The following is a 26,328-nucleotide window of genomic DNA, read 5'->3' as shown; positions in this document are numbered from 1 at the left end:
CGGTCACCGCGCCGACGGAGATGCCGGAGCGTCTCCGCGGGGATGGACGCCGAGGCCGCGCACCGCGTCGGCGACGGCCTTGAAGTCCTTCTTCAGGATCGCGCCGTGGTTGCTGCCGACCTTCGCGCTGATCGTGATGTTCGGGTTGCGGTCGACCACCTTGTCGAGACCGGCGCGGATGACCTCCTGCTCGTCGCCCTTGCTGCCGAAGGACGAGCCCGAGGCGACCACGTACCGGGTCGGGACGGTGATGTGGTCCAGAACCGGGTCCAGTTCGCGGGCTCGGGCGAGCTTGCCGAGCTCGATGTTGCACTCGGCCTGCTCATCCGCGGTCAGTCGCGGGGTCAGGCCCGTGGGGCGCAGCACTGCCATGACCGGACGCAGTCGCTTGAAGAGTTTGCGGATCCGCTGCTCCATGGCCTCGTCCAGCCAGTCGTACGGCTGGGCACCGTCGACCAGGACCGCGCCCAGGGTTCGCCCGGGGTTGCGGCTGGCGAAGTGCGAGGCGACGAACGCGCCGTAGGACCAGCCCACGAGCACGGCCCGGTCCACGCCCCGCGCGTCGAGGACGGCGTGGACGTCGCGGACGGCGGCCTCGAAGGAGTAGTCGGCCGAGGGCCGGGACTTGCGGCCGCGGGCCCGCTCGTCGTAGGTGATGTGCCGCCAGTCCCCGCCCAGTTCGGTGATGACCCGGCGCCAGTAGCCCTGAGTGGCGAACTGGCCGTTGAGGTAGACCACGGGCGTGGCGGGGCCGCCGGTGTCGGTGGCGGCCAGGGTCGTGTCGTCCACCGGCACCATGCCGGTCCACTTCGAGACGGTCGCGGAAGCGGGCGTGCGGTTGTCCGTCATGGTGTTCCACCGTTCGTGTGAGGTGTGCGGAGTGCTGTTCGGGGTCTGTACGGCCGCTGGTGCGTTCCTTCGGCCGGGCGGACGGAGGGTCAGCAGCCGAGCCGGTCGGCGATCACGGCCAGTACCTGCCGAAGGTCACGCGTCATGCGTGCGCGCAGACCGATCTCGGCGATCCCGGCCGTGAATCCCGGATGCTCGGGGTGGACCCGGTGGACGCGATGAGTCACCCGGGTGCCCGCGGGGCCGGCCGTGGCGGTGTGCACGCCGGCGTACCAGCTCCGCACCGCCACCCGGGCGCCGACCCGGTCCACCTGGATCTCCACCGGCTCCACCGCCCCGGCGCATGTGGCGCGGCAGACGTCCTTGCCGGCCCCGGCCACCACTGTCATCGCCCCCCGGCGTGCCGTCGAGGCACGGGCCAGGAGCAGCAGGTTGTCGTCGCCCACCCGTCCCTCGGCGACGGCGAGCAGAAGCGCGGCAACCGCTTCGACGGGTGCGGCGACCGTCCCGTGCACCACCCAGCGAGCGGGCAGCGCGTCCAGTTCGGTGAGCAGCGTGGGCGTCGTGTGCATGGTGCAGAGGCTGACCGTGGTGGCCGGTCCCGGGCAACCGGCGATCCCCTCACGGGACACGGGGAGCCCGGCCGATGTCCGGCTGACCTGTGCTGTTCCCCGGAACGCGGCCGGTGCGCGGGTGTCCCGGGACGGGACGGGACACCCGTACCGCTCCCGGGACGGACTCAGGACGCCTGGGCCAGACCCGAACGGGCCTTCGGCGCGAGGTGGTCGAGAGCAAGTGCGGTCGCCAGCTCCAGGGCCGCACCGAAGTGCCGGGCGGCGGTGTCCTTGTCACCCGTGGCCAGACAGGCCTCCGCATATGCGAGGAGACTCCGTGCCTTCCAGTGCGGCTCACCGACCCGCTCGAGGATCCGTACCGCCTCGGCGTGCCCGGTGGCCGCCTCCTCGGCGCGGCCGAGATGGCGCAGGGCGATGGCGGCGTCCGTCAGGCTCATCGCCTCGAACACCGCATGACCGGTCGTCCGGCTGGTCCCGGCGGACCGTTCGGCGAAGTCCAGGGCCGCCTCGGCGTCGCCCTGGCCGAGCGCCGCCCAGCCGAACACGTCCAGGCACATGCGTTCGGTCTGCGGGTCCAGCCCGCGCGCGGCCCCGAACACATGTGAGACAGCCTCCCGGGCCTCGTCGAACCTCCCCAACTGCACCAGGGCCTGACCGAGACCACCGCACACCCGGGCTCGAAGAGCGGCCTCGTGGGACGGCAGCAACGCGGCTGCCCGGTGCAGGAGTTCGACCGCGCTCTCGGCGTCACCGGCGTACACCCGGCTCTCTGCCAGCTGGTGGAGGGCCAGGACCTCGCCCATGAGGTCCCCCGCTTCGGCCATCAGGACTTGAGCCGACCGGAGTGCCGTGGCGGCCTTCTCCAGTCGGCCGGAGCGCATGAGCGTGACGCCCAGCAGGTACTGGTGCGAGGCGAGCATGCGCCACTCACCGAGCCGTTCGGCGGCGGGCAAGGTGAGCTCAAGTCCGCGACGCTGCTCCGCCACACCACCGCGGCGCGCGTTGGAGATCGTGGCGAGCTGCGCGAGACCGACCGCCGGCGCGTCGAGCCGCAGCTCCACGGCACGTGAGAACGTCGCGGTGAGGTTGGCCCACTCGGTGTCCGTCCAGTCGACGGCTTGGCCGTAGCCGGAGAAACCGGGGAGCGCGGGAGGCGGCTGCGAGACGATGACCGGCAGCGGGACGAGGACCTCGGTCAGCTCCTTCACCGCCAGCATGCCGCTCAAGTAGTAGTCACCCAGCCGGGCGATCGCCGGTGTCGGGTCGTGTGCGTCCTCGCTCCCGGCGGCGTCCGTGCGGGCGGCCTGCCGCAGCAGGTCGTGCATCCGGAAGCGGCCGGCGGCCGGTTCCTGGAGCAGATGGACGTCGACCAGGTCCTCCAGCAGCGATCGGGCGTTGCCCAGCGGAATCCCGGCCAGGGCGGCCGCGCCGTAGGCGTCGATGTCGTCGCCCGGCACCAGGCCGAGCAGCCGGAACATCCGCCGCTGGGCGGCGTCCAGCTGGCGCAGCGACATCTCGAAGACGTCCGAGACGGCGGGCCCGTCCTCGCGGAGCCGTTCGACGAGGGTGCCGAGGGTCCAGGCCGGCCGGTGCCGCAGACGGGCGGCGGCGACCCGGATCGCCAGCGGGAGGTTTCCACAACGCCGCAGCACCTCGTCGACGTCGCCGGACCGGTCACCTCCGACAGATGTGACGAACAGCCGCGCTGCGTCCTCGGGCGCGAGGACATCCAGCGAGATCGGCCGGACGCCGTCCAGCTCCACCATCCTGCGGCGGCTGGTGATCACGGCGAAGCTGTCGCCCGCGCCGGGAAGCAGATCACGTACCTGACCGGCGTCGGCAGCGTTGTCCAGCACAACGATCGCGCGACGGGTGGCGAGTTCGGACCGCCACAGGGCGGCTCGCTCGGTCGCGTCCTCAGGAATCCGGCCGGGCGGCAGCCCGAGCGATGACAGCAGCACACGCAGCGCCTCTGCGGGGGCGAGCGGTTCCCGGCCCGGAGTGAAGCCGTGCAGATCCAGACAGTGCTGCCCGCCGGGGAAATCGGCGGTCAGCCGATGCGCGGCGCGAACAGCCAGCGCGGTCTTACCCACTCCGCCCATGCCGTCGATCGCCACCGGCGACGCCTCCCGCGCGGCAGCGAGGAGTTCATCCAGCTCCTGACGGCGCCCTACGAAGGCGGTGACATCGTGCGGCAGATCGTTGCGCGCCGGCGAAGTGGCAGCGGGAGCGGGCCGGAGCTCGCACCGGGCCCGCTCCCACACGTCGCGCAACGGCCTGGGGTCACGGCCGGCCGTCCTGCACAGCGCGACCACCACGGGCCACGGGGGAACGGTCTGCCCGGAGAAGTACCGCGACAGCGAAGAACTGCTGCCCCGGACCTCACGGGCCAGCTCACGCAAGCTCAGCCCGGTCAGGTCACGTAACTGTCGCAGCCGCTCCGTCAGTTCCTCGCTCATACCCGCCAGCCTCTCACCACGTTCACACGCCGAGCGCAGGTTTGCGCCCTCCGCTTCGAGGTGCCCGCTCCGGCGACCACGACCGTGGCCATCGTGGAACGGGGACGGATCAGGACACCACGGGAGCGGTGTCCGTGACCTCGCTCAGCCGGACCGTGCACAGCCCGCGGGGCTCGCTCTTGACCTCCGTCACCTTGAGCTGGGTACCCGGTGTGAGGATGTACTCCTCCTCGCCGGTGAAGGCGGAGAAGCTCTTGATCCCGACCGCCCGGGCAGGCGTCACCTCGAAGAGGGTCCGCTTGCCGCGACTGCCCAGGAACGCCCTGGCCACCTTCAGCTCGGAGGTGCACGAGGAGACGCCCCACCAGGTCACCGTCCGGCCCACCGGGTACTGCGCCCGAAGGTCCAGCGACACCCCGCGCCACAGCGGCTGCGTGTAGGCCGGCAGCTTCGAGACCGCCGAGAACAGCAGCCGCAGGTACGGCAGGTAGGGCGTGACCCTGGTGCGGTCGGGGGAGCGCAGAACGCTGTTGATCTCGCGGTAGAAGGCCGACTCACAGGTGTAGAGGTGGAGCGCGGCGATCGCGTCGGCGGGCAGGCCACCGCCGGCCACCTGGTCCGCACGCTGCTTGCCGAAGTCGTGGGAGCGCCGGATGTGCCCGGAGAGCCCGGACAGCGCGGTGGAGACCGGGGCGACGGCGTCCTGGAAGTCCATCAGCGGCGTGTCGAAGACACCGGTGATCGCGGGCAGTACCAGGCCCTCGTCCTTGACGCTGGTGAGGCGCTCCAGGTACAGCTGGTGCAGGTTCATGGTCGACTCGATGAAAGCGCCCATGCGCGCCGCGACACCCCCGTCCGCACCGCCCGCGCCGACCGCCGTCTCGTTCCACCCCTTGCTCGGCAGCCAGTCGATTCCGTCGGCACCCAGCGAGGCCAGAGCGTCGTTGACCTGGGCGAAGTGGTCGCCCTCGCAGAAGATGTCGCCCTGTGCCGCCGGGTTCGCGTGGTCGAGGTGACGGACCTCGACGTCCGGGTACTTCTGCTGGAGCCGCAGGACGACCCGCTTCAGACTGCGGGCGTGCGCCCCCCACCACGCGAACACGACCCCGCGGTCCTCCTCGGCCGCGTCCTGCTTGGCCTTGAGGATCTCCTCGACGATCCGCTCGGCGACCGGCCGCCAGAACGCCGTGTGCTGGTCGGCGCCCATCGCCCCGTCACCGCTCGCGGTCAGCGACGCGTTCAGCAGGAGCACGCCCTGCGTCAGCATCGCCTGGAACCACTCCGGCGGCTGGACCGTGTCCCGCTCCTTCAGCAGCGCCCGCACGTCGGCGATCGGGGTCTTCTTGACGATGCCGTACTTCCACATCGCCGCCGCCTTGATGAGGCACCGGATGCTGACGACCCGGCCGAACTGGCTGTCCTTCCAGTCGCTGAAGGTGTTGTCGAACATGGCTATGCCGGTGGCGCTCTCCGGCCGCGGATACGGGTTCTGGCCGAAGACCACGACCTTCCACTTGTGCGGCGGGTTCGGCTTGAGCGCCTGGAACGTCAGCTCGCGGACCGGGACCACCTCGTGGCTGCGGCCCTTGCCGATGAACCGCGCGGCGTCCGGCTGCGCCTCGATGACCGGCTTCAGCAGCGGGAGCCAGGCCTCCCCGCCGCCGTCGAAGAGCTCGGTCAGGGCCAGGGGGTCGTTCGCATCGGGCTGGGACTGCGACGGCTGGCCCGGAGCGGGGACGCCGGTCGTCGATCCGGTCATGGCGGAGGCGCTTTCGCTCGTGGTGGCAGAAGGAGGGGAAGGAACGGGAGCGGCAGTTCCAGGCGTTGGCGCCGATGCCGATGCCGATACGGGGGTGACGGGCGTGACGGTCGTCGGCGGCACGATACGCACCCGCTGGTCGGCGGGCGCGCTCTCGATCCCGTGGAGCTGGGAGACGATCGTGGAGCGCAGCTCGTCGTCGTCCTCGAACCAGTGGTCCTGGAAGAGCGTGTAGCCGGTCCACATCAGATTGGCGCACACCCGGGCCGGCACCTGGCCGGTCTGCGCCCCCAAGCCGACCAGCGCCACGGACCGGATGCTGCCCGGCTTCTTCCGGTTCTGCCGGTGGACGGCCTGGAAAGCGGCCGCGCACGCCAGCGCCACGTTCAGCGTGGCGCTCACGTTCTGCGAGGACCGCACCATCGTCGGCGTCGATATCAGGTACCGGGGGACGGTCGCGCCGGACGGGACGCAGACCGCGCTGCCCACCGGCATGGGGCCGGCGAACCGGTCACGGATCGCCCGCTGGACGCGCACCTGGATGCCGGACCCCAGGTACCGCTTGATGACGGCGTCGACCCCGCCGTCCATCCGGCCCCGGGAGTTCGTGGGGGTGACCCAGGCGTCGACGTCCTCGTCGAGGATCGAGCCCTTGCGGATCTCGATGCCGGGGGTGTCGGCGAACGCGGCGCGCCACGCCTCCACCACACGCTCGTTGACGTCCGTCAGCACCACCCTGAGCGCGGGCAGCACACTGCTCTCGGTCATCGTCCACTCCTGTCGTGCAACAGCGGTTCCAAGACCTCGAACGTATCTCCCACCACTGACAACGCGGCCCCGACAAGGGATCGGTGACCTGCCGTCACGCTCCGGTGAACCCGCGCGGCCGGTGGCCGCACACGCCCGTGTCCCACCGGCGGCGCACCCGCCGATCGGGGTACGCCGTCACCTGATCCACCGGGCCTGGCGGACACACCCGTCGGCAGCGGATCCGCCGCACGAGCGGCGCGAAACGTGCCGACGTGACGTCAGCGAGACGTGAGCAGGACGTAAGCGGCTCCTGCGACCGTGATGACACATACAGCAGTTGCGCCCGCCCTGCCTTCCGCATGTGACCGGGGCGGGTGCTCCGTACGACGAAACGAGGAGTCGCCACATGACCGTCCCCCGCCATGATGCCGTCCCCACCGGCCCCTCCCGGAGGTCGGTACTGGCCGCGGCCGGCCTGACGGCCGCGGGCGTCGCGTTCCAAGGGTCCCTGGGCGCCGCGAGCGCCGCGGCGGCGGCAGCGCCCGCGATCTTCTACTCGCCGCACCAGGACGACGAGGCGATCGGGATGGCCGGCTCCATCCTGGAGCACAAGGCCGCGGGACGACCGGTCTACCTGGTGCTCGTGTCCAAGGGCGAGAACGGCGGCATCGCGCAGCACCTCAACGAGACTCCGTGTTTCCTGGGCGACAAGTGCTCGGCCCCTGGCCACCGCCACGATCTGGGGTGGCAGGAGACGTGGCCGACGCCCGAGGTGGTCTCGGCCCGCACGTCCGAGTTCAATCTGTCCGCCAAGGCCATCGGCGTCGACAAGGTCATCAACTTCAAGCTCTCCGACAACGCCTACGGCACCGACAGCGAGTACAACACCTTCGTCCAGGCGATCATGGGCAAGGTGCGGACGCTCGCCCAGCAGTACCCCGGCGCTTCGCACAAGTTCACCGCGGGGTGGCTCGACACGACCGACCCGACGAAGCCCACGAACGCCACGCACAAGGCGTGCAGCGACGCCGCGTACTGGCTGATGAAGAACGGCGAGCTGAAGGACGTCCGCTTCAACCACATCTACACGTACGAGGCGTTCAGCCGCGACCAGCGCAACCGCGGTGCGGACTACGTGCTCAACATCCCGTCCTCGCACATGGCGAAGAAGCGGGCCGCGATCCTCGCGTACAACACCTGGGACCCGAACCGGAACCTCTACACCACCGGGTACCACAGCGTGCCCACCATGCTGGAGGAGGCGTACAACGACCCGAGGGAGTTCGTGTACGCGCTGCCGTCCAACTACAAGCCCGGCCGGGGGAACTGACTCTCCGCCCCGCCGGTTCCCGGGAACCTCGGAGGAGAGCGGGACGCGTCGCTCACCCGTCCGCCTCGGCGAGCGCAACGCGTACCCCGGTGGGCCCGACCCCCGCCGGTCGGCGGGGGTCGTCCTGCCGACCGGCCGCTGTGTCGCCGGGCTCCGGGCGCGGCGGCGTAGCCTCGGTGGATGTCCCGAGTGATTCGTGTGGTGGTCGTGGACGACGAGGCGCTCGTCCGTTCCGGTTTCGAGCTGATCCTGGGCGCCTCCGACGACGTCCGGGTCGTCGCGACCGCGGTGGGCGCGGAAGCGGTCGAGGCGGTGCGCCGTGAGCGCCCGGACGTGTTGCTGCTCGACATCCGGATGCCGGACGTCGACGGACTGACCGTGCTGCGTGCCGTACGGGCGCTGCCCGAGCCGCCCGTGGTGGCCATGCTGACCACGTTCGACACCGACGAGTACGTACTGACAGCGCTGCGCAACGGGGCGGCCGGTTTCCTGCTGAAGGACACCGAGCCGGAACAGCTGGCGCAGTTGGTGCGCACGCTCGCCGCGGGCGGCGTGGTGCTGTCGCCCAAGGCGTCGCACGCGGTGCTGCGGGGGCACCCGGAGGCGGACGAGGGCGTGGCCAGGGTCGGGCGACTCACCGAGCGGGAGCGTCAGGTTCTCGTCCTGGTCGCGGAGGGGCTGTCGAACGGGGAGGTCGGGGCCCGCGTTCACCTGAGCGCGAGCACGGTGAAGGACCACGTCAGCGCGATCCTCGGCAAACTGCGGGTGGGCAGCAGGGTGCAGGCCGCGCTGCTGGCCCAGCGGGCCGGCCTGCTCGTGGACCGGGGGACGCAGCGGTGACCACCGTGCGGTCGCGGGGTGTGGACGCGCTGGTGGTCGCGGTCGCCGCCGTGGACGCCGCGGTGGCGCTGTGGGACGAGGGCGGCGCCTCACCGGTCACGGTCGTCCTGGCCGCCCTGGCCTGTGCCGCGCTCGCCGTACGCCGCCGCTTCCCGCTCGCGGTCTTTCTGCTCGCCCTCCCCGCCACCCTCGCCTCGGACCTCGTGTTCGCCCCGTTCGCCGCGCTGTTCACGCTCGCCGAACGTGCTCGCGACCGTCGTCCGTCGGCGCTGTGCGCGCTGCTGTTCGCGCTCGCCGCCGTCCTGCCCTGGCCGCCGGGTGACGTCTCCCCGGGGGAGCGGACCTGGACCGCCGTCAACTTCTTCTACACCCTGGCCACCGCCGCCTCGCCCGTCCTGCTGGGCCAGCTCGTCCAGGCCCGCCGGGACCTGCGCCGCCGTCTCGCCGAGATCGAGGAGGCCCGCGAGCACGAGCGGCTGCTGCACGCCCAGAGGGTCCTCGCCCGCGAACGCGCCCAACTGGCCCGTGAGATGCACGACGTCGTCTCGCACCAGGTCAGCCTGATCGCCGTGCAGGCAGGCGCGCTCCAGATCGCCGCCAAGGACCCCGGCACCCGGGAGGGCGCCCGCACGATCCGGGCACTGAGCGTGGACACCCTCGACGAACTGCGCCACATGGTCGCTCTGCTGCGTGTCTCCGGCGGTCGTACGACGGAGCTCACCCCACAGCCGACCCTCACCGACCTCGACCGGCTCGTCGCGGCCGGCGGCATCGAGGCCGAGCTGACCGGAGCCCTGCCCGCGGACCTCGGCGCCCCGGCGCAGCGCGCGGTCTACCGCTGCGTCCAGGAGGCTCTCACCAACGTCCGCAAGCACGCACCCGGCGCCACCGCGGCCGTACGCCTGTGGCACGACCCCGACGCCTGCGGCGTGACCGTCACCAACGCGCCCGCCACCCGCCCCGTACTGCCGCTGCCCGGCTCGGGCCACGGCCTGGTGGGACTGCGGGAACGCGCCGAGATGCTGGGCGGCGTCCTGGAGGCCGGACCGGCCATGGACGGGGGATACCGGGTGCGGATGCGGATTCCCCACGACACCCGCCGGTCGGCGGGGAACTGACCGCGGCCCGGCGGATACCGGTCGTCCCGCGGGGACGGAGATCGTGGCGACAGACAGCCCGATCCCGACCTCCTGAGGAGAAGGACTCCATGCGACGCAGGAAGAACCTGGCCCTGGCCCTGGCGATCTCGACCTCGCTGCTGGCCGCCCCCGCGGTCTCCGCCACCGCCGCCACCGCCGCCACCCCGCGGTGCGACACCCGCCCCCTCCAGTCGGCGCTGAACTCACTGCGCGGCGCCGGGGCCTCGGGCATCAGCGTGGCGATCGAGAGTCCACGCTGCGGTGCCTGGAAGGGCGGTGTCGGCCTGGCCGACCTCCGTACCGGCCGCCCGGTCACCGGCGACGAGCACAGCCGGATCGCCAGCGACACCAAGGCATGGGTGGCCACCGTCGTCCTGCAACTCACCGCGGAGGGCCGGATCCGGCTCGACGACAGCGTCGACCACTACCTGCCCGGCCTCGTCCGCTCCAGGCACTACGACGGCCGCCGCATCACCGTACGCCGGCTCCTGCAACACACCAGTGGTTTGCCCGACTACCTGGACGCCCCCTACTGGGAGGACGAAACAGCCCATCGCTGGGAGCACTTCGAGCCCCTGTGGACGGTCCGGCAGGCCCTCGAGCTCCCCCCGCCCACGGACCGGCCCGCGTCCGGCTTCTCGTACTCCAACACCAACTACAACCTGCTGGGCCTGATCGTCACCGAAGTCACCGGTCACAGCGTCGCCACCGAGATCCAGCGGCGGATCACCGGCCCCCTCGGCCTGCGGCACACCTCCTGGCCCGGTGACCGCACCACGCTCCCGTCACCGGACCTGCGGGCCTACGTCGAACGCGGCGGCAGGCTGCGCGACTGGACCGACTGGAACGTCTCCGGCTCCGACGCCTCCGGGGCGCTGGTCTCCACCGCGGCGGACGTGACCGTCTTCTGGACCGCGCTGATGGGTGGCCGGCTGCTGCCCCCGGCCCAACTGGCCGAGATGAAGCGGACCGTGCCCGACGGCGAGGGCGGCCGATACGGCCTGGGCGTCGAGCGCTACGAGCGGAAGGGGCTCGTGACCTGGGGGCACAGCGGCTTCATGGAGACCGGGCACAAGCTTCGCAACGCCGTCACCGGGAACGGCTCGCGGTCGGTGACACTGCTGGTGGGCTCGGAGGAGTTCGACGAGGACAGGGTGGACGCGGCCCTGGGAAGGCTGATCCGGGATCTGCGGTGACCGGTGCCGAAGAACTCCGCCGACGACCTCGGAATTTCTACCGAGGGGCTCGACGCGTTCCCTGTCCGTCTCCCGGCACCACGACTCGAACACAAACGAACGCGCGGCTTCGGTCCGCATCCAACCCGCCACGAGGTCAAGGCGCGTGGCGAGATGCCGAACCCCTCTCGGCGGCCGTCTTCCATCACGGTCGAACAAGTCCTACCGTAAACGCGCATCGATGACACGTACATGTCGCCATCCCTCTTTCGCGAGTCGGAGGAACGTAACGATGCGTCACCCTCACGCCCGCACCATCCGCACCATCCGCCGAAGAGTGGCCGGAGCACTCGCCGCAGGACTTCTGTGCGCGACCGGGCTCGCCGTCCCCGCTGTCGCCGCACCGGCCGGTGCCCCGGCCGCGCCCGCCCCGGACGACGGCCTCGCCCTCACCCCGCCGATGGGCTTCAACAACTGGAACTCCACCCACTGCCGGGCCGACTTCGACGAGGCGATGGTCGAGGGGATCGCCGACCTCTTCGTCGAGAAGGGCCTGAAGGACGCCGGCTACCGGTACGTCAACCTGGACGACTGCTGGGCCCTGCCGTCGCGGGACGCGGACGGCGGGCTGGTGCCCGACCCCGCCCGTTTCCCCCACGGCATCAAGGCCGTCGCCGACTATGTGCACGCCAAGGGCCTCAAGCTCGGCATCTACACGAGCGCGGGCACCAGGACCTGCGACAGCGCGGGCTTCCCCGGCGCGCTCGGGCACGAGTACGGCGACGCCAGGCAGTTCGCCGACTGGGGTGTGGACTACCTCAAGTACGACAACTGCAACAACTCCGGCGTGGACGCCAGAACCCGCTACACGACCATGCGGGACGCGCTCAGGGCGACCGGACGGCCCATCGTCTACAGCATCTGCGAGTGGGGCGAGAACAAACCCTGGGAGTGGGCCTCGGACGTCGGCCAACTGTGGCGCACCACCGGGGACATCAGCGACAGCTGGGGTTCGATGCTGTCGATCCTGAAGCAGAACCTGCCGCTGGCTTCCCACGCCGGTCCCGGTCACTGGAACGACCCGGACATGCTGGAGGTCGGCAACGGCGGTATGACCGACACCGAGTACCGCTCCCACTTCTCCCTGTGGTCGGTCATGGCGGCCCCGCTGCTCATCGGCACCGATCTGCGCAAGGCGTCCCCGGCCACGCTGGACGTCCTGGGCAACGAGGAGGTCATCGCCGTCGACCAGGACCCGCTCGGCAAGCAGGGCACGGTGGTCTCCTCCGAGGGCGGGCGCTGGGTCGTCGCGAAGGAGATGGAGGACGGCAGCCGCGCGGTGGCCCTGTTCAACGAGTCCGGCACCGCCCAGCGCGTCACGACGACGGCCCGCTCGGTCGGACTGCCCGACGCCCCCGCCTACACCCTGCGTGACCTGTGGCTGCACCGGACCCGCAACACCGCCGGAACCATCTCCGCGACCGTCCCGGCGCACGGCACGGTCCTCGTCCGGGTCGCGGCGGACCGGCGCTGGGCCTCGTATCCGCCAGTCGTCGAACTCGGCCTGGACGACGGCCCGTTGGTGGAGGCCGGCACGCCGGCCGCGCTGACGACGACGGTCACCGACCTCGGCCGTACACCCGCTGTACGGGTGTCCGTGTCGCTCACGGCTCCCACCGGCTGGACCGTCGCACCGGCACCGCCGACACGTGCGGCCGCCCTGCGGACCGGCCGCACGCTGCGCACCGACTGGCGGGTGACCGCGCCACGGGGGACGCCCGCGGGGTCGTACGACCTGACGGTGCGGGCCGTCCACCGCTCGCCGTCCGGAGCGCGGGTCGACAGCACCCTGCCGCTGGACGTCCCGGTGGTGGTGGCCCCGCCCTCGGGGACGTCGTACCTCGGTGACCTGCCGTGGATGTCGGCCACGACCGGCTGGGGCCCGGTGGAGCGCGACACCAGCAACGGGGAGAGCGCCGCGGGTGACGGGCACCCGATCACCCTGGGCGGGGCGGTGTACGCCAAGGGGCTGGGCGTGCACGCCGAGAGCTCCGTCGCGTACTACACCGGCACGGCGTGCGAGACGGTCACCGCGGAGGTCGGTGTCGACGACGAGAAGGGGGAGCGGGGGACCGTCGCCTTCGCGATCTGGGCCGACGGCACCGAGGTCGCCTCCAGCGGCACCCTGACGAACGCCGTGCCGGCCCGGCCGCTCACCGCGGACGTCACCGGCGCCCGGGTGGTCCGCCTCGTCGTCACCGACGGCGGCGACGGCATCGACTCGGACCACGCGGACTGGGCGGACGCGAAGCTCACGTGCTGAGCCGGATGCTCGTCGCCGCCGGCCGCTCGACCCGCTGAGACCGCCGGGACCCGGGGTGTACGAGACGGCCGTTCCGCACGTTTCGAGACGTCGAGTCGAGATGTCGGGCGACGCGGCACGAGGAACGGCCGTCACCCATGGGTCCGCCCGTCGACGTGCCCGGAAGCGGGGCGCCGGACCTGTCGTCCCGTTTCCGGATCGAGTTCCACGCGGCTTCCGCGCGGCCGTCGGCGAGTGGCGGTGGCCAGGACGCCGTGTCAGCCGTCCCGGCCCTGCCAGGTGGTGACGCAGGCTTCGTTCCCCTCCGGGTCGGCAAGCACCCAGAAGGCGGGGGCGCGGGTCGCGGACACGAGCCGGCCCCCGGCCGCCAGGGCGGCTTCGATCCGCCGGGGTGCCTCGTCATGCGGAACACTGATGTCGATGTGGATGCGATTGCGCTGCGGACGCGCGCGGTCCATCTGCTGGAACCAGATGGCCGGGCCCTGCCCGACCGGGTCGACGAGAGGGTCCTCCGGTCCCTCGGCGCCCGCCTCGTCGGTGTAGCCCGACACCGCCTTCCAGAACGGTCGGATCCCGGCGATGTCCAGGGCGTCGATCGCGATCTCCAGAAGCTGGACGGACCGTGGTGCCCCCGCTCCGGGTCCGGGCTCCGGCAGAAACCCGGACTCGCCGACGGTGGCGGAGATCCGACGTGCGAGTTCGACGTCCCGGGTGGTGACCGCCGCGTGGTCCGAGGACTGGAGGGTGAAGACGGCCAGGCCGGCGCGGACGTCGACCCGGAGATGGCGGTCGGCGTCGTCGCCGCACACCGCGACGGCGTCCGCCGCCAGGCCGACCGCTCGAGCCAGCGTCCCCACCGGAACCGACGTCTGCAAGGTGCCCAGCACGTAGCGCCACCCGTGGTCCTGGACCGCCTCCGACGCTTCCCGCCGACTCAGTGTCTGCTCCATGACCACATCCTCGCAGCCCCGCCCGCCGGTACTTCCGACAGGACGAAGTCCGAGGCCGCGAGGACGCGCTGCGGTCCGGTGTCCGGCACCAGTCGGGGCATGACCAGGACTCCACGTCCTCGGCGAGCGGTGGGGGAGCGGGGCCGGCCGGGACCGGCGGGTGCCGGGCGAGAAGACGATCACTCTTCGGGAAGGACGCGCCGGACGGACGGAACGGCGCTCGGACGACGAAGACTGACGGGCCGACCCCGCCACGGATCATGTTGATGCATTCAATGCGCTGTTGCAAGTCATTCGCAATAAAGGCATAGGCTGTGCCCTGACGATCACTCACCCGGAAAGGGGACGTGCCTGATGGGCACCTACACGCTTCCCGACCTGCCCTACGACTACGCCGCGCTGGAGCCGGCCATCACCGGGCAGATCCTGGAACTGCACCACGCCAAGCACCACGCCGCCTACGTCAAGGGCGCCAACGACACCCTGGAGCAGCTCGCCGAGGCCCGCGACAAGGACCGGATCACGCCCGCCTCGCTGGTCGGGCTGGAGAAGACCTTCGCCTTCAACCTCTCCGGCCACGTCCTGCACTCGATCTTCTGGCAGAACCTCTCCCCGGACGGCGGCGACCGGCCCGACGGCGCCCTCGCCGACGCCGTCGACGAACACTTCGGCGGCTTCGAGCAGTTCAAGAAGCAGCTCACCGTCGCGACCGCGTCCGTCCAGGGCTCCGGCTGGGGCGTGCTCGCCTGGGAGCCCCTCGGCAAGCGCCTGATCGTCGAGCAGGTCTACGACCACCACGGCAACGTCGGCCAGGGCGCCACCCCGCTGCTCGTCTTCGACGCCTGGGAGCACGCCTATTACCTGCAGTACAAGAACGTCCGCCCCGACTACGTCACCAAGCTGTGGGACCTGGTCGACTGGGAGGACGTCGCCGCCCGCTACACCGCGGCAGCGGGCGCCTGACCGGCGCCACCACCGCGCCATGAGCGGGCCGGGAAGCCTCCGCGCTCCTCGGCCGCTTTCCGGACATGGTCCTGGACGTGTCTCCGGGCGAACCGCGACGGCGGCCCTCGACGCGGTCCCGTGGTCAGCTCGCCCTTCCGGTCCGCAAGGGCGCCAGGGCGCGTATCGGGTGGTGATCGACAGGAGCGGCCCGGCACCCCGCTGCCGACCGGCGGCCGTGCGGCGTCGGTCGGCTGTCGGTCAGGGCCGGGCAGGCCCACGGTGGCGTGGTAGCCGGTGATGACGCCCAGCGACTCCAGATTCCGCACCCGCTCGGTGGTGGCCGACGGGCTGAGGTTGACGCGGCGTCCCAGCTCGCTCAGGGAGATGCGGGCCTCCTGTTGGAGCTGACCGACGAGTACCTGGCAGTGGTGCGGGACACGTGGAGGGCGGAGGAGGGGGCCGCGCCCGCGGTGTGGGTCGGCGGGCACAGCGCGGCGGCGATCCGGCGGACGGTCGGGTTCGGCGGTGCCTGGCATCCGCTGCGGCTGCCGGTGACGCGGATGCGGTCGGTTCTCGCGGACAACGCGTTGCCGGGGTTCGCGCCACGGATCGCGCTGCGGCTGGGCGACGCTCCGGTCCAAGAGGCCGAACGGCCTGCCGGGGTCGGGGACCCGGAGCAGATCGTCGGTGATCTGGAGGAGCTTCGCGGGCTCGGTGCGCAGACGGTGGTGCTCGACCCCTACCATGGGGATCCGGCTCAGACCCGTCGGCCCGAGGCCGCGTGGCGGGCGCTCACCACGGTTGCCGAGCGGTGGAGGATGGTGTCGTGATCGACTCTGCTGACGAGGCGCTGCTGCGGCAGGCCATCGGTATCGCGGCGCGCGCGGTGGAACTGGGCGACGCGCCGTACGGCTCGCTGCTGGCCGGACCCGATGGGGCGGTCCTCGCGGAGGCGCACAACACGGTCCGGCGGGACGACGACATCACGGCCCATCCGGAGTTGAAGCTGGCCCGGTGGGCGGCCCGTGAGCTGGACGCGGACACGGCCGCCCGCACCACCATGTACACCAGTTGCCAGCCGTGCGGCATGTGCGCGGGTGGCATCGTCCGCTCCGGCATCGGCCGGGTCGTGTACGCGCTCTCCACCGAGCAACTCGTGCAACTCAACCCGCCCTCGGGGGACTGGCCGTCCGTGACACAGGACGGCCCGGCCCTCTTCGGTGAGGCACGCACACCCGTCGACGCCTACTACGGGCCGAACCCGTCGGACGGCACTTGACCCGCAGGCCCCCTCGGCGGCCCCTTGCCGACGGGACGGGGTCCCATGACGACGACCATGCGGCCCCGAGAGCGAGGCGCTGCGCGGCGCCGCCGGGAACGCTCGTCGTCGTGTTGGAGGGGAAGGCCCGCATCGGCACCAGCCCCCGTGCCGGCGCGCGTCCTCGACGACCGGCGGCCGGGGGCGCACCCGGCCGCCATGGCCGCCATGACCGCCCCGTGCCGGATTCCCCGGGGCGGCCGCGGCGTGCGCGCGGTGGCCGACCGGACGTCAGACCGTGACGTCCACCAAGACCTTGCCGACCACGTGGTTCTCGACCGCTCGGTGGGCGTCGGCGGTGCGGTCGAGGGGGAAGCGGATCAGCGGCAGGCCGTGCTCCTCGCCCACCGGCAGCGCGCCGTCGCGCACCGCGGCGGCGACGTCCTGGGCGGCCGCGGCGCGCGCCTCCGGACCGGCCAGGTAGAGGATCAGGAACTGGAAGCGTGCGTTGAGCACCATGTTCTGCAATACGTCCAGTTCGACCGGCGTGCCGCCGTCGTTGGCGTAGGTCGAGATCGTGCCGCGCGTGCGCAGTACGGCGAGGTCCAGGGCGAGGTTCGCGCCGAGCGCCACCTCGGCGACGATGTCGACGCCGTCCGGGGCGATCTTGCGGATGTCGGCGGCCGGGTCGCCCTCGCGGTAGTCGATCACGTGGTGGGCTCCGGCCGCGGTGGCCAGCCGGGCCTTCTCCGGGCTGCTGATCGTGCTGATCACGGTGGCGCCGGCCCATCGGGCGAGCTGGATCACCGCGTGTCCGACCGCTCCGGCCCCGCCCGCGGCGAGCACCACCTTCCCGTCGAGTGCCCCGGGCCGCAGCCGACGCGGCCCGTCCTCGGCGACGGTGAGCGCGCGGTGCGCGGTCAGCGCGGGGACACCGAGTGAGGCGCCGACGTCGAAGCCGGCCTCGTCGGGCAGCGGCACGGCCTGTCCGGCGGGCACGACGGTGAACTCGGCGGCGGTGCCGGTGGGCCGCCCGGCGGCGGCCATGAACAGCCAGACGCGCTGACCGACCCGGCTCCGGTCGACACCCTCACCGACGGCGTCGATCGTGCCGGCGCCGTCGAGGTGCGGGGTGACCTCCGAGAAGTGCTTGGGGTGGCCGGCGCCGGAGCGCGCCTGCCAGTCGGTCGGGTTGACCCCGGACACGGCGACCCGTACGCGAACCTCGCCCGGGCCGGGCTCGGGCAGGTCGCGGTCGACGAACCGGAGAACGTCGGGGGCGCCGTTGTCACGGTAGATGATGGCCTTCATGATCCGTCCTTGGTGCCTGATGGAGCGGGGTTCCCCCGCGTGGGCCGGCGTTCGTCGGATGTCTGGCGCGTGCGGCGCGGTCACGAGCCGGGCCGCGCTGTCTCCGGTCGGCCGATGGGGACTTCACCGGAGCGGGACTCGATGCCATCGAGGGTGGAGAGGGCCGAGGCGTCGAGGGTGATCCCGCCGACCGCCATGTTGGCCTCCAGGCGGGCGACATCGGCGGTGCCAGGGATGAGCAGCACGTTCGGGGCGTGGTGCAGCAGCCAGGCCAGGCCGACCTGGGAGGGCGTCACGCCCAGGGACTCGGCCACGGCGTGCACCGACGGTTCGTCGGTCGCCTTGGGCAGGCCCGGGAAGGCCCCGCCGAGCGGGAAGAACGGCACCCAGGCGATGCCCTCGGCCGCGCACAGCCGCAGCATGTCCTCGTCGTCGCGGGAGACGACACTGTACGCGTTCTGCACACAGACGATGCCGGCCGGCAGGGCGCGGCGCAGGCCGGCGAGGGTGACGCTGCTCAGGCCGATCGCGCCGATCTTGCCCTCGTCGCGCAGGGCGGTCATCACCGCGAGCTGGTCGTCGAGGTCGACGACCTGGTCCCCCTCGGGGCGCAGCCCGGGGCCGGTGTCCAGGCGGCGCAGGTTGACGACCGCGAGCCGGTCGACGCCCAGGCTGCGCAGGTTGTCCTCGACGCCGGCGCGCAACTGCTCGGGGCGTTGTGCCAGACGCAGCGGCAGGCGCCCGCCGGGGTCGGGTTCGGCCCCCACCTTCGTGACGACCAGGACGTCGTCCTCGGGGCGCAGTGCCTCGCGGATCACGTCGTTGACGAATCCGAAGCCGTAGAACTCGGCGGTGTCCACGTGGTCGACGCCCAGCTCGACCGCGCGGCGCAGCAGTGCGACGGCCTCTTCACGACGGTCGCGCAGGCGCTCGAGCTGCAAGGCGCCGTAGCCGATCCGGAAAACGGCGCGGTCGGCTAACGAAGCGGTCCGGGTGGTCATGACGCTGTCTCCTCGGTCGGTGTTCGCAAGGCGGCGTACAGCAGTTCGGCCTGGTAGAGCGCCATGACCCGGTGGGCGATCGGGGCGGCGCGCTCCCGGGCGGAGGCCGGCTCGTGGTGCTCGACCTTGACGAGCCAGGCCGTGACGCAGTCGTGCAGCATCGCGCGCATCCGGTCGGTCATGTCGACGACGATGTCGCGGACGGCGGGGTCGGTGGTCGCCTCACCCCAGGTCTGCACGCCGACCCGGGCCTCGGCGGGGTCGATCGCGGCGATCAGGCGGGAGAGCAGTTCGTCGGGGCCGGGTGGGGCGTCGGCCGCGGCGTACTCGCCGAGGACGTCGGCGCGCTTGGCGAGCACCTCGCGGGCGGCGGCCCGGACCAGGTCCGCCTTGTTTCGGTAGTGCGCGTAGATCGAGCCGGTCGAGAGGCCGGACTCGACGGTGATGTCGGCGATCGAGGTCCGCTCCAGACCGTTGCGGCTGAAGCAGCGCACGGCGGCCTCGGCGATCTGGGTGCGCCGGAGTTCCTTGCGCGCGTCGGTGAGTCGAGGCACCGCACCTCCCATAAAAAGAATCATCATTCCCTTTGCGGGAGATGCTAACAGAATCATGATTCTTCTTGCGGTGGGTGCCTCTCGTCGTGACGCCGAACGGGCGCCCGCCCACCGGGACGGTCGACGGCCGGATTCCGGAGTGTTCCGTCTGGCGTCGAGAGGGGCGGTGCGGTCCGGAGAACGAGAATCCGAACGCAAGAAGTCGACTCAAGTTTGCAGAATACGTACTTCATATTGGAAAGATGCGCCCGATCTCTTGTACGGGTGACCGTCGCGCCCTAATGTCCCGGTACGCAGCGGCACGGTCCGTTCCCTCCGCGCCGCCGCGCACCGAGCGGCCCTCGGTGTCCTCCGCTCCGAGAGAAACGAGAACCCGATGGCGCGGTACACCACTCGCGCGGCTGAGGAGCGGGTCCGCAGCCGCGTACGGAGGCCGGCCCGGGCAGCCGCGGCGGTGACCGCCGTGGCCGCCGGACTCGTGCTCGTGCTCGGCGCTCCGGCCCCGGCCGCCTCCGGGCACGGTGGCGGTGGAGACACCCCGCGGGTGACCCGGGCCGCGCTCGATCCCGCCCTCGTCGCGGGGCGCGGAGCCACGGTGGACTTCGCCGAACAGGAGGCGGAGAACGCGTCGACGGACGGCACCGTCATCGGCCCCGACCGCACCGCCTACACCCTGCCCTCCGAGGCCTCCGGCCGCGCGGCGGTACGTCTGGAGCCGGGCCGGTACGTCGAGTTCACCCTGCCGCGCGCCGCCGACGCGCTCACCGTGCGCTACAGCATCCCCGACGCTCCCGAGGGCGGCGGCATCACCGCGCCGCTCGACGTCTCCGTCGACGGCCGGCACCGCGCCACGATGACCCTGACCTCGCGCTACTCGTGGCTGTACAACCAGTACCCGTTCAGCAACGACCCCCGCGGCGACCTGCTGCACCCCGACTGGTGGATCACCGAGTGCGGCTGTGTCCCCGCCGCCACCACCCCCGCACCCGCCATCGACAAGCCGTTCAGGCCCAGCCACTTCTACGACGAGCAGCGGCTCCTGCTCGGCAGGCGGTACACGGCCGGCGACACCGTCCGCCTCACCATGCCCAGGAACAGCACCGCGGCCTGGACCGTGATCGACCTGCTCGACACACAACTCGTCGGCGCGCCGCACGTCGAGAGGCACGCCGTGAACGTGCTCGCCTTCGGGGCCGATCCCACGGGCCGGCGTGACGCGGGCGACGCCTTCGACCGGGCCGTCACCCACGCCAGGAAGCGGCACCTCGAGGTGTACCTTCCGCCGGGCACGTACCAGGTGAACCGGCACATCGTCGTGGACGACGTGACGATCGTCGGCGCCGGCAGCTGGTACACGATCGTCAAGGGCCACCAGGTCACCCTCGACACCCCCGCGTCCGACGGCTCGGTCCACACCGGTGTCGGCTTCTACGGAAAGGACGCGGCGGACGGCGGCAGCCACGACGTCCATCTGTCGGGCTTCGCCGTGGAGGGCGATGTCCGCGAACGCGTCGACACCGACCAGGTCAACGCCATCGGCGGGGCGCTCGGCGACTCGACGATCGACGGCCTGTACCTGCACCACACCAAGGTCGGCATGTGGTTCGACGGCCCGATGGCCGGGCTGCGGGTCACCCGCACCGTGATCGCCGACCAGATCGCCGACGGCGTCAACTTCCATACCGGCGTGACCGGTTCGAGCGTCTCGGACACCTTCGTACGCAACACCGGGGACGACGGTCTGGCCATGTGGTCCGAGAAGTCCGCCGACGCGCGCAACGTCTTCGCCCACAACACCGTCCAGAGCCCGGTCCTCGCCAACGGCATCGCCCTGTACGGCGGCACCGACAACACGGTCACCGGGAACCTCGTCGCCGACCCCGTCCGCGAGGGCAGCGCCATCCAGGTCGGCTCCCGGTTCGGGGCCGAGCCGTTCGGCGGACACCTGCGGATCACGGACAACACCACGGTCCGCTCCGGGCCGTTCGAGCTCAACTGGAAGATCGGCCTCGGAGCCCTCTGGTTCTACGCCCTGGAGCGGGACATCGACGCCGACATCGAGGTCACCGGCGACCACTTCCTCGACAACACCTACAACGCGGTCATGCTCGTCTCCGACTTCCCGGTGAAGGACAAGTACGCGATCCGGGGCGTCCGCTTCAAGGACATCCGCGTGGACGGCACCGGAACCTCCGTGCTCAGCGCCCGCTCCGCGGGTTCGGCGTCCTTCGAGAACGTGGACGCCCGCAACGTCGGCGCGGTCGGGATCGACAACTGCGGATCCTTCAACTTCCCCGCGTCGGGATCCGAGTTCGCGGTGAACGACCTCGGCGGCAACGACGGCGGCGGCACGACCGGTCCCTGGCTGGCGTCCTGGGAGCTGCCGAACACCATCACCTGCGACGACCGGCCGCCGGTGGTCCCGCCACCGGCTCCGGCGCCCTGGTGAGGAGCGCCCGCCCCCTCGGCGTCACACCGCCCTCCCCGGCGTCGCGCCGCCTCCTCGGCCGCGCACCGCCCCGCCGGGGCGCAGGGCCATCGTGCCGGCGAGTGCCGCCGCGCCGACGAGTTCCGCGTTCTCCCCGAGCTGGGCGGGAACGATGTCCAGGGACGCGGCGATCGCGGGCTGGGCGTCGCGCCGCACCGCCGAGGCGACACCCTCCAGGAGCGGACCGCCCGTGGCGCCGAGCTCGCCCCCGATGATGAGCGCGGCCGGATTGAGGAGGTTGCTCAGGACGGACAGGACCCCTCCGAGCATGCGGCCGGCGTCGTTCAGGATGCGCCGGGTGGTGGGGTCGTCCGGTTGTTCCAGCGGTGAGGCTCCTGGACCGAGGCCCGGATGGGTGTGGGCGACCTGGGCCATGACCGAGGAGACGGAGACGACCGCCTCCAGGCAGCCGCGTCTGCCGCACCGGCACAGCTCCGTGTACCCGGGCAGCGGCGTGTGGCCGATCTCCCCGGCGAAACCGAGGGAACCCCGGTAGGGCTCGCCGCCCAGCACCATGCCCGCGCCGATGCCGTGGGAGACCTTCACGTACAGGAAGTCCGTGTACCCCTGGCCGGCGCCCCGCCGCAGTTCCCCGTACGCGCCCAGGACGGCGTCGTTCTCGACGTGGACCCGCAGGCCCAGCCGGTGCTCCAGTTCCCGCCGTGGATCGAGGCCGACCCAGCTCGAGAGGATCGTGGGGGAGCGGACCAGACCCGAGGCGGAGTCCAACGGGCCGGGGATGCCGACGACGACGGTGGAGAGGGCGTCGACGTCGTGGTCACGGCGGAGCGCTCCGAGCATGTCCGCGGCGGCGTCCATGGCGTCGGCCGCCCCATGGTCGACGTCCAGGTCGGCGCGTCGCTGGGCGATCATGTGGCCGGAGCCGTCGACGACGGCGGCCTTGACGTGGGTGTGCCCGAAGTCGAGCGCGGCGGAGTTGGTGCGGCGGGGGACGCAGCGCAGGACGCCGGCGGGGCGCCCGCTCCCGCTGCCCGGCCCCTTGACCGCCGGATCGCCCTCCGTCACGCGCCCCTCGGCTATGAGCCGGGTGACGGCGTGGTTGACCGTGCTGCGGGACAGGCCGGTGGCCTCGACGAGGCGCGCGCGGGTGAGTGCCCCGCCTCCCTGCATGACGCGGAAGATCTCTTCCCGGGTCCTGTTGCGGGGTGAGGAACGATCGGAGGTCACATCCATGCGGCCCGAGGGTAGCGGCCGCCCGTCATTGTGCCAATCATTGGCGAATTCATCGTGCCGAGTCGTCGCGAGACCCGGGAAACGCGGGCGGTTTTCAGTTATTGACGGAGCAAAAGGTGCTTCATACGCTCCTCTTGCGTCCGGCTCTTGTCGGGCTCGGACAGAGAGGACGCCGCCGATGACCTTCCTTCCGCGACACTCCCGGACCAGACCGGTGATCGTGGCCGCCGGGGCGGTGGTCCTGGCGGCGGCCCTGATGTTCGACGGGTGGATCCCCGCACGGGCGGAGCCCACCGGCCCCCGCTCCTCCACCCTGGAGCAGACCCACGCCGCCCTGTCCCGCCAGGCGGCCGAACAGGGCATGGTCCTCATGGAGAACCACGACCGGGCACTGCCCGTCGCCCCGTCCGGCACCATCGCCCTCTACGGTGTCGGCGCCTACCGGACCGTCAAGGGAGGCACCGGATCCGGCGACGTGAACAACCGGTACACCGTCACCGTCCGCCAGGGCCTGGAGAACGCCGGTCACAAGGTCACCACCGGCGACGCCTACTGGTCGGCCATGACCCGCGCCTACGACACCGAGTACGGCGGCGTCGCCTCCTCCCTCCTCGCCCCGGCGATCGACTACGCCTCCGTGGAACAGCCGTTGACGGCGGACACCGTGAAGCCGACCGCCAGGACCGGCACCGCCGTCTACGTCATCGCCCGCAACTCCGGCGAGGGCTTCGACCGTTCCCCGGGCAAGGGCGACTACCTCCTCGGCGACACCGAGCGGGCCAACCTCGAACTGCTGGGCCGCGCCTACCGGCACGTCGTCGTGGTCATCAACTCCGGCGGCATCATCGACACCGGCTTCTACCGGCAGATCAACGCCGCCGAGAAGGACCCCGACGGCGGCCGGGCCCTGGACGCGATGCTGCTGATGAGCCAGGCCGGACAGGAGAGCGGGAACGCGCTGGCCGACATCCTGGACGGGACCACCACCCCCTCCGGGAAACTCACCGACACCTGGGCGGCCGGCTACTCGGCCTACCCCGCCTCGGCGACCTTCGCCGGCAACGACGGCAACTCCACGACGGAGACCTACGACGAGGGCGTCTACGTCGGTTACCGCTACTTCGACTCCTTCTACCGCTCGATCGACGCGGCCGACCCCGCCTCCGTCGTCGACTACCCCTTCGGCTACGGCGGTTCCTACACCGGCTTCGGCATCCGGGTCCGGAAGGTGACCGCGAACGCCGAGCGGGTCACGGTCACCGCCGAGGTCACCAACACCGGGCACCGCTACAGCGGCAGGGAGACCGTGCAGGTCTACGTCTCCGCCCCGCAGACCGGCGCCGACAAGCCCTACCAGCAGCTGGCCGGGTACGCGAAGACGGACGACCTGGCCCCCGGCGCCGCGCAGACGGTGACCATCGGCTTCGACACCTCCTCGCAGGCCTCCTACAGCGCATCGCGCGCCGCGTGGATCCTCGACGCCGGTGACTACCTGATCCGCGTCGGCAGTTCCTCCCGCGACACCCACGTCGCCGCGAAGCTGAACCTGGCCGAGGCCGTGGTGACCGAGCGGGTCCACAACGAACTGGACGACCAGAGGCCGTCGTCCGAACTCACCAGCACACCGGCGGACTTCTACACCTACCCCGGCGAGGGGAAGGAGATCGCCGCCGCCCGCGGGATCACCCTCGACCCCCGCTCCTTCCGCACCCGGGACGCGGCCTCCGCCCTCGAGCAGGACGTCACGGTCGACGCCCGCTCCCCGTACCACGCCCTCGACGGCTCGACGATCTCCTCCACCACCGTCCACCTCGACCCCGACGAGAAGGACTGGGAGGGAACCGGCGCCCCCTACGCGCCCAGGACCGGAGAGAACGTCCGCCACGTCCACACCGACCCCGGCAGCACGCTCTACGACGTCGCCAAGGGCAGGACCTCGATCGAGCGGTTCGTCGCCGGGCTCTCCGTGCGGCAACTGGCCGACGTGGTGGAGGGCTCCGGGGTTCCGGGCACCGCCGCGTCGACCGTGGGAGCGGCCGGATACACCACCGGCGCCCACGAGGACCTCGGCATCCCGAGCATGACCTTGTCCGACGGCCCCGCCGGACTGCGCCTCGGCCGACAGCCGTCCACCACCCCCGCCGCCCGTCGGTACGCCACCGCCTGGCCCATCGGCACCCTCCTCGCCCAGACCTGGGACCGCGACCTCGTCACCCGGGTCGGCACGGCCGTCGGCAAGGAGATGAACGCCTTCGGCGTCTCCCTGTGGCTGGCGCCGGGCATGAACATCCACCGCGACCCGCTCAACGGACGCAACTTCGAGTACTACTCGGAGGACCCCCTCGTCTCCGGGCTCACCGCGGCCGCCACCACCCTGGGCGTCCAGAGCAACCCCGGCGTCGGCGTGACCGTCAAGCACCTCGCCGGCAACAACCAGGAGACCTCCCGCACCTCCGGCAACGTCGTCGTGAGCGAGCGGGCGCTGCGCGAGATCGAGCTCAAGGGCTTCGAGATCGTGGTCAGGGCCGCCCAGCCGATGGCCGTCATGAGCTCGTACAACAAGGTCAACGGCACCTACGCCTCCGGCAACTACGACCTGCTCACCGACGTGCTGCGCGGCGAGTGGGGGTTCGAGGGAACCGTGATGACCGACTGGGGCGGCGCCCACGGCGCGACCGCCACCATGTACTCCGGCAACGACCTCGTCGAGCCCGGCGGCAGACCCTCCGACATCGTCGACGCGACCGTCAGGGCCGATCCCACGATCGACGTCGACGGCCTGCCCGCCCGCACGAAGACCGTCAGGAGCACCGGCTCCGTCCGCTACGCCTTCCAGCTGGGCGGACTGAACCTGGCGGCCGGCGGCTCCACCACCGTCTCCACCACCGTGGACTCCTCGACCGACCTGACGAGGACCCCGCTGTCCGGGACCGTCACCATCGACGCGTTCAACAACCAGACCTACACCGCCCGGCCCAGGTACACCTCGGTCGACGAGGCCTACCGGGCCGTCCGGGAGCTGCTCGCCTCCTCCGCGCTGACCGCCGCCCGGAAGGCGGGGATCACGGTCTCGGACGTGCGGCACGTCACCGCCGGGGACACCACGAGCCCCGTCTCCTCCTACACCGTCACCCTGACCGGCGACCATCCCGCCGCCGACGCCTACACGATGCGTCTGGGCGACCTGCAGCGCAGCGCGATCCGGATCCTCACCACGGCGTCCCGGACCACCTCGTTCCAGCGGCTCGCCCGGTCCCGGAAGGTGAGGGGTGTCGCGGTGGGCCCCTACACGGAGCAGTTCAAGGACCTCGACCCGATCGTCACCTCCGTCAAGAGCCGGGTCGACCGGCCCCGCCGGGAACGCTGACCGGACCGGGGCGCGGAGGATCCGGACCGTGGCCCCCGCCCCGGGCGGGAGCCACGTCCGG

The 26,328-nt window shown here is 71.8% G+C and carries 19 protein-coding genes and 1 pseudogene; 10 read left to right on the top strand and 10 right to left on the bottom strand.

Annotation, left to right across the window (positions count from 1 at the left end; all coding sequences use genetic code 11):
* Nucleotides 1-3 precede the first annotated feature (3 nt).
* From CW362_RS00245 to CW362_RS00230, 4 genes are all read right to left on the bottom strand, one after another.
* A complete protein-coding gene (locus CW362_RS00245; RefSeq protein WP_103547180.1) occupies nucleotides 4-849 on the bottom strand; it encodes an alpha/beta fold hydrolase in 846 nt (281 codons plus the stop codon).
* 89 nt (nucleotides 850-938) lie between these two features.
* Nucleotides 939-1,421 (bottom strand): hypothetical protein, encoded by a 483-nt coding sequence (locus CW362_RS00240; RefSeq protein ID WP_162683908.1) that lies wholly within the window; start codon nucleotides 1,419-1,421, stop codon nucleotides 939-941.
* Nucleotides 1,422-1,588: 167 nt separating this feature from the next.
* A complete protein-coding gene (locus CW362_RS00235) occupies nucleotides 1,589-3,883 on the bottom strand; it encodes an ATP-binding protein (RefSeq protein ID WP_103547178.1) in 2,295 nt (764 codons plus the stop codon).
* 109 nt (nucleotides 3,884-3,992) lie between these two features.
* Complete coding sequence (locus CW362_RS00230; RefSeq protein WP_240657578.1) at nucleotides 3,993-6,410, bottom strand: ADP-ribosyltransferase domain-containing protein; 2,418 nt, start codon at nucleotides 6,408-6,410, stop codon at nucleotides 3,993-3,995.
* Between the two features lie 388 nt (nucleotides 6,411-6,798).
* On the opposite strand from CW362_RS00230, the gene CW362_RS00220 reads away from it, so the two are divergent.
* The 5 genes from CW362_RS00220 (at nucleotide 6,799) to CW362_RS00200 (ending at nucleotide 13,199) form a co-directional block, all read left to right on the top strand.
* Nucleotides 6,799-7,722, top strand: coding sequence for a PIG-L deacetylase family protein (locus tag CW362_RS00220; protein WP_103547177.1), 924 nt, complete (start codon nucleotides 6,799-6,801; stop codon nucleotides 7,720-7,722).
* A 180-nt stretch (nucleotides 7,723-7,902) separates the two neighbouring features.
* Nucleotides 7,903-8,562 (top strand): response regulator, encoded by a 660-nt coding sequence (locus tag CW362_RS00215; protein WP_103547176.1) that lies wholly within the window; start codon nucleotides 7,903-7,905, stop codon nucleotides 8,560-8,562.
* Nucleotides 8,559-9,680 carry a sensor histidine kinase gene (locus tag CW362_RS00210; protein ID WP_376450147.1) on the top strand — a complete coding sequence of 374 codons (1,122 nt, stop codon included), beginning with the start codon at nucleotides 8,559-8,561 and terminating at the stop codon, nucleotides 9,678-9,680. The genes CW362_RS00215 and CW362_RS00210 overlap by 4 nt, the downstream gene beginning before the upstream one ends.
* A gap of 89 nt (nucleotides 9,681-9,769) precedes the next feature.
* On the top strand, nucleotides 9,770-10,897 hold the full coding sequence (locus CW362_RS00205) for a serine hydrolase domain-containing protein (RefSeq protein ID WP_240657577.1): 1,128 nt from the start codon (nucleotides 9,770-9,772) through the stop codon (nucleotides 10,895-10,897).
* Nucleotides 10,898-11,168: 271 nt separating this feature from the next.
* Entirely contained in the window at nucleotides 11,169-13,199 is a 2,031-nt protein-coding gene (locus tag CW362_RS00200) for an NPCBM/NEW2 domain-containing protein (RefSeq protein ID WP_206300810.1), read from the top strand.
* A 257-nt stretch (nucleotides 13,200-13,456) separates the two neighbouring features.
* Here the strand turns inward: CW362_RS00200 and CW362_RS00195 are convergent, their stop codons facing one another.
* A complete protein-coding gene (locus tag CW362_RS00195) occupies nucleotides 13,457-14,149 on the bottom strand; it encodes a VOC family protein (RefSeq protein WP_103547175.1) in 693 nt (230 codons plus the stop codon).
* Nucleotides 14,150-14,503: 354 nt separating this feature from the next.
* On the opposite strand from CW362_RS00195, the gene CW362_RS00190 reads away from it, so the two are divergent.
* A complete protein-coding gene (locus CW362_RS00190) occupies nucleotides 14,504-15,112 on the top strand; it encodes a superoxide dismutase (protein WP_103547174.1) in 609 nt (202 codons plus the stop codon).
* A gap of 251 nt (nucleotides 15,113-15,363) precedes the next feature.
* Here CW362_RS00190 and CW362_RS44255 read toward each other — a convergent pair.
* Nucleotides 15,364-15,510 (bottom strand): annotated as a pseudogene (locus CW362_RS44255) (winged helix-turn-helix transcriptional regulator); the annotation flags it as partial.
* On the opposite strand from CW362_RS44255, the gene CW362_RS44250 reads away from it, so the two are divergent.
* Nucleotides 15,493-15,924 carry a hypothetical protein gene (locus tag CW362_RS44250; protein ID WP_338069042.1) on the top strand — a complete coding sequence of 144 codons (432 nt, stop codon included), beginning with the start codon at nucleotides 15,493-15,495 and terminating at the stop codon, nucleotides 15,922-15,924. The pseudogene CW362_RS44255 and the gene CW362_RS44250 sit on opposite strands and share 18 nt — an antisense overlap.
* The gene (locus tag CW362_RS00175; RefSeq protein ID WP_103547173.1) at nucleotides 15,921-16,373 is read left to right on the top strand and encodes a nucleoside deaminase; all 453 of its coding nucleotides are present in this window, start codon (nucleotides 15,921-15,923) and stop codon (nucleotides 16,371-16,373) included. The genes CW362_RS44250 and CW362_RS00175 overlap by 4 nt, the downstream gene beginning before the upstream one ends.
* A 270-nt stretch (nucleotides 16,374-16,643) precedes the next feature.
* On the opposite strand, the gene CW362_RS00170 is transcribed toward CW362_RS00175, so the two are convergent.
* The 3 genes from CW362_RS00170 to CW362_RS00160 all read right to left on the bottom strand — a co-directional run bounded on the left by CW362_RS00170 (nucleotide 16,644) and on the right by CW362_RS00160 (nucleotide 19,218).
* Entirely contained in the window at nucleotides 16,644-17,663 is a 1,020-nt protein-coding gene (locus tag CW362_RS00170; protein ID WP_103547172.1) for an NADPH:quinone reductase, read from the bottom strand.
* A gap of 80 nt (nucleotides 17,664-17,743) precedes the next feature.
* Nucleotides 17,744-18,664, bottom strand: a complete 921-nt coding sequence (locus CW362_RS00165) for an aldo/keto reductase (RefSeq protein ID WP_103547171.1) — start codon at nucleotides 18,662-18,664, stop codon at nucleotides 17,744-17,746.
* On the bottom strand, nucleotides 18,661-19,218 hold the full coding sequence (locus tag CW362_RS00160; protein ID WP_162683907.1) for a TetR/AcrR family transcriptional regulator: 558 nt from the start codon (nucleotides 19,216-19,218) through the stop codon (nucleotides 18,661-18,663). Before CW362_RS00160 ends, CW362_RS00165 begins: the two co-directional genes overlap by 4 nt.
* Nucleotides 19,219-19,594: 376 nt before the next feature.
* Here CW362_RS00160 and CW362_RS00155 point away from each other — a divergent pair, with 376 nt between their 5' ends.
* On the top strand, nucleotides 19,595-21,667 hold the full coding sequence (locus CW362_RS00155) for a glycosyl hydrolase family 28-related protein (RefSeq protein ID WP_103547169.1): 2,073 nt from the start codon (nucleotides 19,595-19,597) through the stop codon (nucleotides 21,665-21,667).
* A gap of 21 nt (nucleotides 21,668-21,688) precedes the next feature.
* On the opposite strand, the gene CW362_RS00150 is transcribed toward CW362_RS00155, so the two are convergent.
* The gene (locus CW362_RS00150; RefSeq protein WP_103547351.1) at nucleotides 21,689-22,900 is read right to left on the bottom strand and encodes an ROK family transcriptional regulator; all 1,212 of its coding nucleotides are present in this window, start codon (nucleotides 22,898-22,900) and stop codon (nucleotides 21,689-21,691) included.
* A 178-nt stretch (nucleotides 22,901-23,078) separates the two neighbouring features.
* Here CW362_RS00150 and CW362_RS00145 point away from each other — a divergent pair, with 178 nt between their 5' ends.
* The gene (locus CW362_RS00145; protein WP_162683906.1) at nucleotides 23,079-26,267 is read left to right on the top strand and encodes a glycoside hydrolase family 3 protein; all 3,189 of its coding nucleotides are present in this window, start codon (nucleotides 23,079-23,081) and stop codon (nucleotides 26,265-26,267) included.
* The last annotated feature ends 61 nt before the right edge of the window (nucleotides 26,268-26,328 follow it).

This window comes from Streptomyces populi (genome assembly GCF_002911015.1).
Classification (GTDB): domain Bacteria; phylum Actinomycetota; class Actinomycetes; order Streptomycetales; family Streptomycetaceae; genus Streptomyces; species Streptomyces populi.
Note: the sequence above shows the minus strand (reverse complement) of the source record. Positions and strands in the feature narration are given on the sequence as shown.